We start from the raw sequence: 12,927 nt of genomic DNA on the forward strand, positions 1-12,927 counted from the left end.
TAGAATTAGAACAAACAGAAAGAATCGAAGAATGAATTTTTAAACTTCGCAAATACCTTCCTTAATCGCGAAGATGACCAGACCCACCCTACTTTTTACGTGAAGCTTATTAAACAGACTCTCACGATAATTTTCAACGGTCTTAGGACTAAGGTTCATTTCAGCCGCGATCGCTTTATAGGTAAGTTCGCTACAAGCATGGTTTAAAAACTCCATTTCTCTTTCCGTAAGCTCTTCATATTTAAGCTTTCTTTCCTCTTTATTTAAAGCTTCTGAGATTGTTTTATTTGAATAATACCCGGTGCGATCTATAGCATTTAGTGCCTGTTCAAACTCTTCAGGGTCTATATCTTTTAAAAGATAACCTCTGCAACCCAGTCTCAACATTTTAATAATGGTCTCGTCTTCCTGATCTACCGTCAGGGTAAGTACTTTCTGGTTTGGATGATTTTCTTTTAACCATTTCATGGTTTGCATACCATCCATCACTGGCATTCGCATATCCAGCAAAATAAGATCTGGCCTAGGATTTCCTGCCTGAAGGTAATTTACAAGCTCTTCCCCATTTTTACAAACTTCAATCACTTCAAAACCGTCAAAAGAATTGACCAGAATTTGTAGGGATTGCGCAAAAAGTTTATGATCGTCAACGATTATTATCGTTTTGTTCATTTGATTTAATCTTGGTTGGATATTGTAAAGATAGCCAAGTTCCTTCTCCTATAGAAGAATTCAGGGAGAAATTGGTATTTATCAATTCTGCACGACTGCGCATATTCAACAATCCCGAACCTGTTTCCTGGTGCTCCATTTCAAAACCTCTTCCGTCATCAAATGCATAGATCTGAAGATTCTCAGAATTATAGGTGAATTTCACTTCAAGTTTTGAAGCACTGGCATATTTAATGACATTAGAAAAGAACTCCTGTAATATCCTAAAAAGTATAATACTGTCTTCCTGCGGAATGCTATAACTCTCACCTTCTACTTCCAGCTTAGCATTGATAACTTCTAATCTATTAAAACGATCTATTTCATTTTTTACGGAAGCTTCCAGACCTACATAATCTATAACTTCATTATTCAATGATCTTGAAAGCGCTCTAACTTCAGCAAGGGAATCGGCTACCAGATCTTTAACTTCCTTCAATCCATTTTGATTTTCCTTAGAAACTTTCTTGTTCAATATATTCAACTGAATGCTGGCTACGGCTAATAATTGACCAATATTATCATGCAATTCCCAGCTAACATTTTTTAAGGTAGCTTCCTGTATCTCCAAACGGACGTTGGTCAATTCTGTTTTAAAATTCTGTTCAGCCTGGAATTTCTCCTGAAGGATCTTATTCTTTCGCCTTTGATAGGTTATAAAAAATAAAATGGTAAAACCTGCCAGAAAAAGAATGACCAGGATAAAATAAACAATTAGTAAGATCTCTTCTTTACGAAGCATTTTAGTAGCTGATTAGACTAACAAGTATACATAAAATAAGTAAAATGAAGGAAAACCGGGGTTTCTAGTTTTGGATCAGATCTTCTGCTTTTCTGTTAAATCTATAATCCATATAGAAACCCAAAAGAAACATAGAATACAAAAAAATGTTGGCATAGAGTAAAACAGTAGCGTACAACTTAATAAATTCAGGATTTGAATAATTAAAATATGAAGTATAGATTTTTATAGGAACTATGCATAATTGCCATATAAAAATAGCGATTCCAATATAGAAAAGAGCATCAACGTTCACATTCAAAATTCTATTGGATAGTAATACTTCAAAGAAGAATGCGATCAGGCAAAAAAATACGATAAACGTTCCTATTAGTATCACCGAGATATCTTCGGCGTATAAAAAATTTCCAAATGTACTGAAGCAAATGATAGAGTAAACCCCAAAAAATAATAGAACCCAGTGCAATATTTTTTTCAGATGATATTTTTTAAGGATTTCAATTTGGGCCACAAAGAGATTACCTATTACCAGATAGTTTACCACCCTGACTATATTATACAACCAGAAATTTCTATGGAAAGGTGAGTCTTTAAGAAAGGGCAGGGTCTCAAAATTATCATAAAAAGCCCAAATAGGGTACAGACCAAAAGTATCTGCAAAAAAGATAAAGCAGAGATAAAAGATAAAATACTTCATTTCCCTTTTTAAGCTGTCTTTAAACTTAAAATAATAAGCTAAAGATGTGCACATCACCAAAAATTCAAATATGGGGATGACGTAAAGCTTATTTTCAATAATAAATTCTACCACTTAGTATTTTCTATAATTAGTAAGCAAAGGGTGGCCAAAGTCCGCCATTTTCATTTAATGGTTCAATCTCGGTGTTTTCTTCATAATCTCTTCCTGAACCATCATCTTCAGTAGTATTTTTCTTTTTGGTTGCTGACAAGAAGATAGTACTCAAATTGGGTCTGTTTTCTTTAGCCTTATAAGCACCTAACCAAATATTGATGCCTGGATTGGAAATATTAGCTTCTTCAGATTTCTCCCTTACATAATCAAGATATTCTTGTAATTCGTCTAAAGTGAAATGAAACTCACAGGTATCTTCATGCTTACTCCCATTAGTTGTTACATCAAGTCTTGTTTTCCACCATTCTTGTTGAATTTCGCGAGCCTCTTGAATTGTAATACACTTGTTTGGTTTTTCCATCATTGAAAAGTTTGGTTAGCATTTGTTTTTGAATGAGGTTAAAAATAGAATTATTCAGAAGGAAATCTATATAACAACTACAAAAAGGGGATTTTTCCCCTTTTCACCAACGAAGTTCTGGTCTATATTTGTTTCAGTCATTTTAGTAAAGCTAAAGTGTTTTGGGGCAAAAAAGTGTCGGCAAAGATTTGTTATAGTTTTGAGTAGGGTCTTTACTATAGCGCTAAATCGAGTAGGCACTTTTTTATATTAAAGCTATTTTCTACTTTTTTTGGTCTCTCCAGATTCTTGGCCTTGTTTTAAATATACACCACAAGTTTAAATAAATTCTAGCGAAAGCCTATTACAAACTCAGGTGGGAGCTTCATTTTTAATTTGTGATCTTTTTTTAATACCGCAGTTTAAGAACCCAAAAATAAACAGGCTATAAAAAAAAATATTCATTGTAGCTAATACCATCCTTTGCAACTCTACAAATTCCATATTAGTAGCTTCATAATATTTACTGTAAATAAAAAAAGGAGTAATAGATAAATACCATAATAAAACTCCTACGGAAACATAGAAGGCTAAGGACCTGTAGAAATTTAATATTATATCGCTTTGCAACATTTCATAGAAATACCTAAGAATTAAAATTAGGTACATAAGAGCATTAACAAGGATAGTAAACTGGGAATACGATTGAAAGTAGACATCCGAAATGATTAAGTTTAAAATCATTGCGGGCACCAATAAAAAAGCGAAAGTTTGTAGGAGCTTTTTAAAATTAGACTCTTTAAGCTGACTTAAAAAGAAAAGTATATAGATAATATATTCAATTATATTACGAAGATTATATAGCCAGTAATTGCGCTGAAAATTACTTCCCTTTATAAAACCAAAATATTCGTAGTTAGAATAATAAGCTATTATTGTATATAAAGCTGCAATTTCCACAAAGAAACTGAACCATAGAAACCCAACCAATAGCTTGTATTCATAGGTGGGACTTATAGCTTTCTTCAAATAATAAATCCCAGCTAGGGCAGCTAATAATTCTAACAAGAATACCGGCAGGGAGTTAAGTAAATGATCTAACAAAAGAATCTAATAATTGATTGGTGGTTCACCACCCTGAGATGTATTGAAAGGATCAATTTCATAGTTGTTTTCCTGATTAATAGCAGCCCCCAGATCTCCTTCTGCAGAAACTTCTTTAGTGGGAGCTAAAAAAATGGTAGCATAGCTTTTCTTTTCATTTGATTTCGGGTACAAACCAAAGTAAATACGAACTCCGGCTTTTTTTACTCCTTGCTTATTAGATTCTTCTTTTACATAATCCAAATATTCCTGTAATTCCTCTAAGCTATACCAGAATTCGCGGGTATCTTCATAGCCCTGAACATTGTCTATTTCTTTGGCTCGGGTATTTTTCCAGTCTCCCTGGAGCTCTCTAGCCCTTTCTTTACTGATACATTTTTGGGTTTTTGCATTTTAGGTGTATTTGTTGATATATTGGATAGTAAAAATGAAATAATTCTGTATTATTTCAAAGCCGTTTAAAAACAAAGGGGAATTTTCCCCTTTTCACCAACGAAGTTCTGGTCTATATTTGTTTCAGTCATTTTAGTAAAGCTAAAGTGTTTTGGGGCAAAAAAGTGCTATCCAAGGTTTGTTATAGTTCTGAGTAGGGTCTTTTCTATAACGCTAAACCGCGGTGGCACTTTTTTATTTGGCCTCACCCGGAACTGAAATTCAGTTCCGACCTCTCCAAAGGAGAGGTTATAATTCAGGATATTTAACTTCTTTAAAATTTATTTCCTCTCCAGGAAATTTTTGTGAAAGCACCTGGATCCCTTTTTCCGAAAGTTGCAAAATCCTGGGATAACCACCCGTAGTCTGGCAATCTCTCATTAAAACAATTATTTTTCCTGAAGGAGTTAACTGCACAGTTCCCGGCATTACCGGAGAGGTAATAATTGGCTGAAGTTCATTTATAAGGTCTTCCTTAAACTGAACCGCCATCCTATTACTGCTATCATCAGTTTTGAACTGGGAATTGAAGATTTGATCTTGCTGTGTAGCACTAAGCTGATCAAATTCCGGTCCCGGGTACACCTCAACCTCATTCCTATTCAAGTAATTTATATCTAACTTTAAATTTGAATGTGTCTCAGTTATTGCTAATCGTTGTGACTTATAGCTTAGTTTTATTCCTTTCCTCAATCTGAAATTTTCGGTAAGACCTTCATACCAGCTAAAACTTTCCATTATAAATTCTGTCTGAAAACCGCCAAGAATGCCCAGATAGCTGCGGAAACCAGATTTACGCGTTCCGAATTTAAGGATGTCCCCTTGCTGAATCTCAATAAATGTATTATTCTCGATAGGTTCCCCATTTAATTCAGGAGAAAGATCAGCTCCGCTTATACAAATTGATGTTGGAGCATTAAATTTTAATTGCGGTCCCTGCATAGTAATTTCTAAAACTGAAGCTTCTTCAGGATTACCCAGAATCAGATTACAAATGCGCATGGCATATCTATCCATAACTCCACTGTGAGGGACACCAAATTTTTGAAATCCAAATCTTCCGAGATCCTGAATTGTTGAAAATAATCCGGGTTGTAAAACTTCAATTTCAGCCTTCATGATTTTCTGTTTTCAGCTTATAATTTCCCTTTTCAATTTGCTTTTCGATCTCATAATATTCCTCTTTGGAAGTCGCTATAAATTTTATTTTATCACCTGCGGAAAAAGGACTTGGCTGAACATTATTTTTATCAAATAAATTAACGGGAGATCTCCCTATAACCTGCCATCCTCCAGGGCTGTTTTTTGGATAGATTCCAGTCTGGTTTTCACCTATCCCAACGGAGCCTTTTTCAACTGATCTTCTGGGTGTTTTTTTTCGGGATATTTTGAGCTTTTCGTCAAGTCCTCCCAGATATAAAAAACCAGGTAAAAAACCGATAAAATAAACCTGATAAATCGGTGCAGTATGCAGTTGAATAATTTCGCTCTTGGTTAGATTATTTACCCTGGAAATATAATCGAGATCAAGGCCAAATTTCTTATCATAACATACAGGAAGATGAAAAATTCTATAGTTCCTTTTTTTTGATATATTAGCCTCCTCAATAAGTGATTTTAATCTTGAAAACTCACTATAGATATCTTCTATAGTGAACATATAAATAATTAATAATGAATTGTATGTGTTAGTTACTTCAATCTTTTGTTTAAACTTCGATTTTTCTATTTTCGACTTGTAAAACAACACTTTTTTAAGAGTCTCAGGACTGATCTCATCCCCGAAACTGATCAAAATTCCCCGGTCTCCCAGGGGTGCTATTTTTGGAAATTCTGCCATTAAGTGTTCGTTACTCCTATTCCTTTTTCAGCAAATTTTTTATGAAGAAAATCGATAATTTCAACTGAGGAAGGGGTGTCACTATGCACACAAAAAGTATCTGCTTTAGCTTCTATTTTCACCCCGGAAAGTGCCCTTATTTTCTTATCATTATACATAGAAAAAACATGCTCAAAAACCTTTTCTTTTTGAGTGATCAATGCATCTTTTTCCGACCTTGAAACCAGGTCGTAATTTTCCTTATAATTACGGTCTGCAAAGCCTTCAAAAAAGAGATTGAATTTACCCATAGCCAGCTCTGAAATTTTAGAATTTACAGGCACATAAAGTCTGAAATCTTCTTCCAGTTCTTCCAGACATTCTACGATTATCCTGGCGATATTTTCATCTTTTGCAGCATCATTATAGAGTGCTCCGTGAAGTTTAATATGTGTTAGTTTTCCACCTTCAGATTCAGCGATCTGTTTTAAACTTAAGATCTGTCCTTCGATAGAAAGTTTGAGATCTTCTGCAGACATTTCCATATGATCCCTTCCAAAATTCTGTTTATCGGGATAAGATGGATGTGCACCCATTTCAACATTATGCTCCATGGCCAGCCTCACCGTTCTATGCATTGTTTCCAAATTCCCGGCATGGCCACCACAGGCAATATTACAGGCTGAAATAAGAGGCATTAGCGCTTCATCAAATTTGCCGCCTTCCCCAAGGTCGCAGTTAATATGTATCATTTTTTCCATCTAAAAATTCTGTATAACATTAAAAATAGATTTTGCTCCAAGGAATACGGCAAGCGCTATAACCGCTATACCAGTGATATTTTGAAATAGACTGTTCTTATGCTCACCCAATACCGATCTCTGGTTCACTATCCAAAATAAGAAAATTGCGATGATTGGGAGCACCAGACCATTGGCAATTTGTGCAAACTGAATAATTTCTACTGGTTTTATCCCCAAAGAAGAGAACATTACCCCGAGAACAATTATGCTCATCCAGACCATTTTAAATTTCCTGGACTTCATTCCGCCTTTCCATCCCAGACATCCCTGCACCACATATGCGGCGGCTAGCGGTGCTGTAATCGAAGAGGTGATTCCTGCGGCCAGCAAACCTATGGCAAGAAATATCGTCGCTGAATTCCCAAATAAAGGTTCCAGGCCTAAAGCAAGATCTCCCGCATCTTCTATTTGATCTATATTGGAAGCTGCAGCACAGACTACTATTGCCATGGAAACCAGGCCACCAAGAGCTAATGAAAAAACAAGTTCTTTTCTAACTGCCCCCAGATATTTGGATCCGGTCCATTTTTCGCTTACTAAAGAAGCGTGAAGAAAAAGATTATAAGGCACTACGGTAGTCCCAACCAGCGCAATGATCGTCAGTAGTCCGGCATCAAATGAACCGGGAATAAATCCTTTGAATATTTCAGAGATATCTGGCCGCGTTAAAACTGCCGTTAAAAGGAAAGAAATACTCATTAAAATAACCAGTACAATAAAGACCTTTTCCAGTTTCTTATAACTTCCCAAAAGCAAAAGGGTGAAGGCTATTCCGCCAATAAACAAGCTCCATATATTCAGATCAAAAGCTCCAATTTGAAAATTCACCGATGTAAAAACTGCCTCCATACCCAGTACAGCCCCGGTGATATTTCCAGCTTCATAAGCAGCATTACCTATTACGATCGCAGAGAATATAAGGAAAAGGGTAAAAATCCTTATTACCGGGTTCTTCATTTCTTCCCGAATACATTCACTTAAACCCTGCCCGGAGATAAGTCCCAGCCGGGCAGACATTTCCTGAAGAATTATACAGGCAAAAATCGAAATTAGCAATGCCCACAGTAGCGAGTAACCAAATTCTACTCCGGCAATACTACAAACGGTCACTGTACCCGGACCAATAAAAGCCGCTGAAACTAATATACCCGGGCCTAAATTTTTGAAGAAATTCTTCAATCCTTCGGCTTATTCCCCGATTCCTGTAAAGCATAAAGAGCAAAACTTCCCAACCAATGGCCTCCTTCATACGTATCTCCTACCAGATTGGGAAACGAATAAGATACATGTTCATTGGCAAGCGACTTAAGATGTCCAAAACTTTCGGGATATTGATTAGCGAGACCATAGAAAGCCCAGGCCCTGCTAAAATTGAGTCCGTCGAGATGCACCAGTTTACCATCGGTGCGATCTGAAACTTCTCCAACTTCCATTTGAAAATCTTCATTCTTGAGCTGTGGCATAAAATCGTCCATCCATAGACTGAAAGCATTCTTAGGGAGAACCCTTCTCATAATATCAATTTCAGCAAGACAGGGAGATAGAAAGTCGTAACCGCTTGGTTCCCACGAAACCGGACAATTATCATCCCTGAGGTAAAATTCCTGAGCACGCTTTTTCACCAGTTCTAAAAGCTCTGTATGCTCTGTGGTTTTAGCATAATCATAAGCGAATGCAAGACCGAATGCCGTGTTGGTATGCTCTCCCACCCGGATTGGGTAATTTAATTTAGGAAGGAATTCCATATACTTTTGAACAATGAGATCTGAAAGTGGCTGTAGGTTTTTTGATAATTCTTGCCCCAGTGGATCTTCCCAGGTCTTTAGTTCTTCAGCAAGTTTTAACAGCCAAGCCCAGCCATAGGTGCGCTCATAAGAATCACTATGTTCTCTTTTAAAATATTCTATCTCTGCCTGGATATTTTCAGCAGTTAATGAATTCTTTAGACTCTCACGTATCGCTTCTTTTTTCTCAACATCTGGAAATCGTTTTATAAGGCTCACCAGAGACCAATGTGCGTGAACCGAGGAATGCCAGTCAAAACACCCATAAAATGCGGGATGAAGCTCATGAGGTTCTCCCATAGCCTCTTTGTTCTCCAGGGTTTGGCCAAGTTTATTTGGATACTCAGTATCCAGGCAATTAAGCGGTAATTCTACCAGTTTATTAGCTTCCTCCAGGTTTAACACCACTGCTTTATTGGTCTTTAATGCTTCAGGAATTAGATCTTCTGTATTTAGACTATCTGTAGTAGTTTCATTATTATTTACTTCTTCAGGTTGATCGCCCTTACAAGAGAAAATACCAAGGCAGAGCAGGATTAAAAAAATTTTTTTCATCAGTTTAGGTTGTTGGTTTCTGAAGAATTTAATTTCAGAAATTGTAGACTGGTTTTTATTGGTCTTCCCAAAAATATAAAAAAGCAGGTTAGGTTTAGTTAATTAAAGCTCAAGATATTCAGGCCAACCAACCTTCTCTATCTAAACTTCGGTATTGTATCGCCTCACTTAAATGATCTCCTTTGATAGATTCGCTATTTTCAAGATCGGCAATAGTTCTTGAAACTTTCAAAATCCGATCATAGGCCCTCGCAGATAAATTAAGTTTTTCCATGGCTGTTTTAAGCAAGTGTTTAGAACTATCTTCCAGTTTACAGAATTCCCTTATTTGCCGTGGTCCCATTTGCGCATTGTAATGAATATTTTCAAGCTCTTTAAATCTTGCAGATTGAAACTCCCTGGCATGAGTCACTCTTTCTCTAATGGAGATACTGCTTTCTCCCCTTCGCTCCTCGCTAAGCTTTTCAAAAGGAACCGGAGTCACTTCTATATGAATATCTATTCTATCTAATAAAGGGCCGCTGATCTTTCCCAAATATCGCTGCATCTCCATTGGCGATGAAGTTACCGGAGCACCCGGATCGTTGAAATATCCGCTGGGACTTGGGTTCATACTTGCAACCAGCATAAAACTTGAGGGATAGGTAACGGTGAATTTTGCTCTTGAAATAGTCACCTCCCTATCTTCCAGTGGTTGCCGCATTACTTCCAGAACTCCGCGTTTAAATTCCGGAAGTTCGTCCAGAAATAAAACACCATTATGGGAAAGGGAAATTTCTCCCGGTTGTGGATAAGCTCCGCCGCCAACAAGGGCAACATCTGAAATCGTATGATGCGGACTCCGGAAAGGTCTTTGCGCCATCAACCCAACATTATCTTTAATTCTTCCGGCGACACTATGAATTTTGGTAGTTTCCAGGGCTTCCTGCAAGGTCATGGGAGGTAAAATACTCGGTAATCTTTTTGCCAGCATGGTCTTCCCTGCCCCGGGCGGGCCAATTAAGATTATATTATGACCGCCGGCCGCAGCGATTTCCATACACCTTTTAATTGATTCCTGTCCTTTTACATCAGCAAAGTCAAATTCAAAATCGTTCAGACTCTCATAGAAAATCTCCCGGGTGTTGATTTCGGTTCTTTCCAATTTCAGATCAATATTAAAAAAGTCTATTACCTGCCTGATATTATTTACTCCATAAACGTCCAGTCCTGAAACTATAGCTGCTTCCCGTGCGTTCTGTTCCGGAAGTATAAATCCTTTAAAACCTTCTTTTTTCGCCTGAATAGCGATGGGTAAGGCTCCTCTTATAGACTGAAGGCTTCCATCCAGGGACAACTCTCCCATTATTAGATAATCTGATATATTCTCTGCTTTGATCTGATCTGAAGCGGCCAGGATACCTAAAGCAAAGGTTAGATCGTAAGCAGAACCTTCTTTCCTAAGATCGGCAGGAGCCATGTTGATAATGATCTTTTTACCGGGAAGCTTATAGTGATTGTTTTGCAGAGCGGCAGCAATGCGATAACTGGATTCTTTTACGGCATTATCTGGAAGACCTACTAAATGATATCCAATCCCTGAAGCCACATTAACCTCCACAGTTATGGTGGTAGCTTCCACACCAAATACAGCGCTGCCGTAAACTTTTACAAGCATTATTCCTTGAATTTATAAAAGGTAGGGCTTTAGATTGATTGAATTAAATGTAATATTTTTTCTATAAGAAATGCACTTTCAGCTATTTACATTTTAAAATTTCAGAATGTATAACAAAAAAAGCCCCGCTTTTGCGAGGCTTTCCAAATATTTTGAAAATGAGTTTTATGAAATTTTAATCACATTCTTTCTATAATATTCAATTAAAGCATCAATAGGTCTTCTCACGATATTACCTAATTCTATCCCATAGGGTTGTAACACCGCGCGTATAATATCTTCGCTGAAAAATGCGATGGTTCCAATAAAGTGCACGGGAACTGAATTTACCTGAGGATAACTCATCACGCGGGAATGCACAAAATCTGTTAATCCCTCATGCAGAAGCTTATAAAAATACCCATTACGCTCATTCTTAAAAATAAATTCAGCAAAATGGGCCAGATATGTATTTGGATTATCTTTTCTGTAAAGATTCATCTTAATCGTATCTGAATTTAAATCGAATTCTTTTTCGAACTTTTCAGCGATCTCAGGAGGCATTCTTTTGTAATAATAATCCCTGATAAGTCTTTTTCCGAAGTAATTTCCACTAGCTTCATCCATAAGAATATAGCCCAGAGAATCTACTGCCTGATGGATCTTTTCTCCGTCAAAATAACAAGAGTTAGAACCTGTACCAAGAATACAAACGATTCCGGGTTCAGTAGTTGCCGCATATACTGCAGCTACCGTATCTTCCATTACCAGCACCTCATCGGCATTGGTAAAATAATTAGCGATGATGCTTTTTAGCAGTTCTCTTGGAGTTGGGGTACCACAACCGGCACCATAGAAATGAACTTTCTCTATTTTATCCCTAACCTCAGCAAGTTCAGGATTCTCAGCCAGTCTTTCTTCCAATACTGGCTCCTTAAAAACCGCTGGATTCAACCCCTTACTTCTGGTCTTAAAAACCTGCTCACCTTCATTATTCAGAAGTATCCAGTCACATTTGGTGGATCCTCCATCAGCAATTAATATCATATTCTTTTATGATTAAAATAAAACCTGGAAAAACTTGAGACTTTAAAAATAAATTTGAATAAATCTACATTCTCAATTTTTTCCAGATTTAAAAAGTTCTATAAAGTTGCTACGTGAGCAGCAAGGTCTACCAGTTTGGAAGAGTATCCATACTCATTGTCATACCAGGCGATCAATTTGAAGAATTTATCATTCAATTCAATTCCTGCTCCTGCATCGAAATTACAGGTATGAGGATCTGAAACATAATCCTGGCTTACTACTTCCTCTTCTGTATAAGAGATCACTCCCTTGTAGTCTCCTTCAGCAGCCTTTTTGAAAGCAGCTTTGATTTCCTCATAGCTGGTAGACTTTTCAGTTTTTACGGTAAGATCTACTACAGACACATCTGTAGTTGGAACTCTAAATGCCATTCCCGTAAGTTTTCCTTTAAGAGAAGGAATTACTTTAGTTACTGCTACGGCAGCTCCTGTTGAACTTGGGATGATATTGGCCATGGCGCTTCTTCCCAGTCTGAAATTCTTCTTAGAAGGTGAATCTACTGTAAATTGAGTAGAGGTAGTTGCGTGAACTGTGGTCATTAAACCTTCAACTAGACCAAACTCATCATCGATCACTTTTGCAAGTGGTGCCAAACAGTTAGTGGTACAGGATGCATTAGAAACAATATTCTGATCTGCTTTTACATCCTGGTGATTCACACCCATTACGAACATTGGTGCCGTTTTAGAAGGTGCTGAAATCACCACTTTTCTAGCTCCCGCATCAAGGTGGGCTTTTGCATTGTCAAGATCTGTAAAGATCCCTGTACAATCCATTACCACTTCAACACCAGCGTCTCCCCACTTAAGATCTGCAGGATTCTTTTCTGATGTTACTCTTATTTTATTTCCGTCAACAAAAAGATTTCCATCTTTTACTTCAACAGATCCCTTATATTTTCCATGAACTGAATCATATTTAAGCAAATAAGCCAAATGATCCACATCCAGTAAATCGTTAATAGCTACAACTTCTACATTCTCATTTTGGGCAGCAATTCGAAAGGCAATTCTTCCAATACGCCCAAATCCGTTAATTCCAATTTTTGTACTCATTTTC

At 37.0% G+C, this 12,927-nt stretch carries 12 protein-coding genes; all 12 read right to left on the bottom strand.

Annotation, left to right across the window (positions count from 1 at the left end; translation table 11 throughout):
- Nucleotides 1–39: 39 nt before the first annotated feature.
- Complete coding sequence (locus LGQ90_RS05440) at nt 40–672, bottom strand: response regulator transcription factor (protein ID WP_229338972.1); 633 nt, start codon at nt 670–672, stop codon at nt 40–42.
- Nucleotides 647–1,453 (bottom strand): sensor histidine kinase, encoded by an 807-nt coding sequence (locus tag LGQ90_RS05445; protein ID WP_229338974.1) that lies wholly within the window; start codon nt 1,451–1,453, stop codon nt 647–649. The genes LGQ90_RS05440 and LGQ90_RS05445 overlap by 26 nt, the downstream gene beginning before the upstream one ends.
- A gap of 827 nt (nt 1,454–2,280) precedes the next feature.
- The gene (locus LGQ90_RS05450; RefSeq protein ID WP_229338976.1) at nt 2,281–2,670 is read right to left on the bottom strand and encodes a hypothetical protein; all 390 of its coding nucleotides are present in this window, start codon (nt 2,668–2,670) and stop codon (nt 2,281–2,283) included.
- Nucleotides 2,671–3,756: 1,086 nt separating this feature from the next.
- Entirely contained in the window at nt 3,757–3,993 is a 237-nt protein-coding gene (locus LGQ90_RS05455; protein ID WP_229338978.1) for a hypothetical protein, read from the bottom strand.
- Nucleotides 3,994–4,431: 438 nt separating this feature from the next.
- Nucleotides 4,432–5,301 (bottom strand): 5-oxoprolinase subunit C family protein, encoded by an 870-nt coding sequence (locus tag LGQ90_RS05460; RefSeq protein ID WP_229338980.1) that lies wholly within the window; start codon nt 5,299–5,301, stop codon nt 4,432–4,434.
- Nucleotides 5,291–6,022 carry a 5-oxoprolinase subunit PxpB gene (gene pxpB / locus LGQ90_RS05465; protein WP_229338982.1) on the bottom strand — a complete coding sequence of 244 codons (732 nt, stop codon included), beginning with the start codon at nt 6,020–6,022 and terminating at the stop codon, nt 5,291–5,293. The genes LGQ90_RS05460 and pxpB overlap by 11 nt, the downstream gene beginning before the upstream one ends.
- A complete protein-coding gene (pxpA, locus tag LGQ90_RS05470; protein ID WP_229338984.1) occupies nt 6,022–6,762 on the bottom strand; it encodes a 5-oxoprolinase subunit PxpA in 741 nt (246 codons plus the stop codon). The genes pxpB and pxpA overlap by 1 nt, the downstream gene beginning before the upstream one ends.
- Complete coding sequence (locus tag LGQ90_RS05475) at nt 6,763–7,983, bottom strand: Nramp family divalent metal transporter (RefSeq protein WP_229338986.1); 1,221 nt, start codon at nt 7,981–7,983, stop codon at nt 6,763–6,765.
- Nucleotides 7,980–9,143, bottom strand: coding sequence for a DUF2891 domain-containing protein (locus LGQ90_RS05480; protein ID WP_229338988.1), 1,164 nt, complete (start codon nt 9,141–9,143; stop codon nt 7,980–7,982). Before LGQ90_RS05480 ends, LGQ90_RS05475 begins: the two co-directional genes overlap by 4 nt.
- Nucleotides 9,144–9,261: 118 nt before the next feature.
- Complete coding sequence (locus LGQ90_RS05485) at nt 9,262–10,800, bottom strand: YifB family Mg chelatase-like AAA ATPase (protein ID WP_229338990.1); 1,539 nt, start codon at nt 10,798–10,800, stop codon at nt 9,262–9,264.
- 165 nt (nt 10,801–10,965) lie between these two features.
- A complete protein-coding gene (locus LGQ90_RS05490; protein ID WP_229338992.1) occupies nt 10,966–11,826 on the bottom strand; it encodes a BadF/BadG/BcrA/BcrD ATPase family protein in 861 nt (286 codons plus the stop codon).
- A 98-nt stretch (nt 11,827–11,924) separates the two neighbouring features.
- Nucleotides 11,925–12,923, bottom strand: a complete 999-nt coding sequence (gene gap / locus LGQ90_RS05495; RefSeq protein WP_229338994.1) for a type I glyceraldehyde-3-phosphate dehydrogenase — start codon at nt 12,921–12,923, stop codon at nt 11,925–11,927.
- Between the last annotated feature and the right edge of the window lie 4 nt (nt 12,924–12,927).

Source organism: Christiangramia sediminis, from assembly GCF_020552705.1.
In the GTDB taxonomy this organism is placed as follows: Bacteria; Bacteroidota; Bacteroidia; order Flavobacteriales; family Flavobacteriaceae; genus Christiangramia; species Christiangramia sediminis.

Excerpts from the sequence above, each read along its gene's own strand:
- LGQ90_RS05440 (WP_229338972.1), bottom strand. The coding sequence starts at position 672 with ATGAACAAAACGATAATAATCGTTGACGATCATAAACTTTTTGCGCAA.
- LGQ90_RS05445 (WP_229338974.1), bottom strand. The coding sequence starts at position 1,453 with ATGCTTCGTAAAGAAGAGATCTTACTAATTGTTTATTTTATCCTGGTC.
- LGQ90_RS05450 (WP_229338976.1), bottom strand. The coding sequence starts at position 2,670 with ATGATGGAAAAACCAAACAAGTGTATTACAATTCAAGAGGCTCGCGAA.
- LGQ90_RS05460 (WP_229338980.1), bottom strand. The coding sequence starts at position 5,301 with ATGAAGGCTGAAATTGAAGTTTTACAACCCGGATTATTTTCAACAATT.
- pxpB (WP_229338982.1), bottom strand. The coding sequence starts at position 6,022 with ATGGCAGAATTTCCAAAAATAGCACCCCTGGGAGACCGGGGAATTTTG.
- pxpA (WP_229338984.1), bottom strand. The coding sequence starts at position 6,762 with ATGGAAAAAATGATACATATTAACTGCGACCTTGGGGAAGGCGGCAAA.
- LGQ90_RS05480 (WP_229338988.1), bottom strand. The coding sequence starts at position 9,143 with ATGAAAAAAATTTTTTTAATCCTGCTCTGCCTTGGTATTTTCTCTTGT.
- LGQ90_RS05485 (WP_229338990.1), bottom strand. The coding sequence starts at position 10,800 with ATGCTTGTAAAAGTTTACGGCAGCGCTGTATTTGGTGTGGAAGCTACC.
- LGQ90_RS05490 (WP_229338992.1), bottom strand. The coding sequence starts at position 11,826 with ATGATATTAATTGCTGATGGAGGATCCACCAAATGTGACTGGATACTT.
- gap (WP_229338994.1), bottom strand. The coding sequence starts at position 12,923 with ATGAGTACAAAAATTGGAATTAACGGATTTGGGCGTATTGGAAGAATT.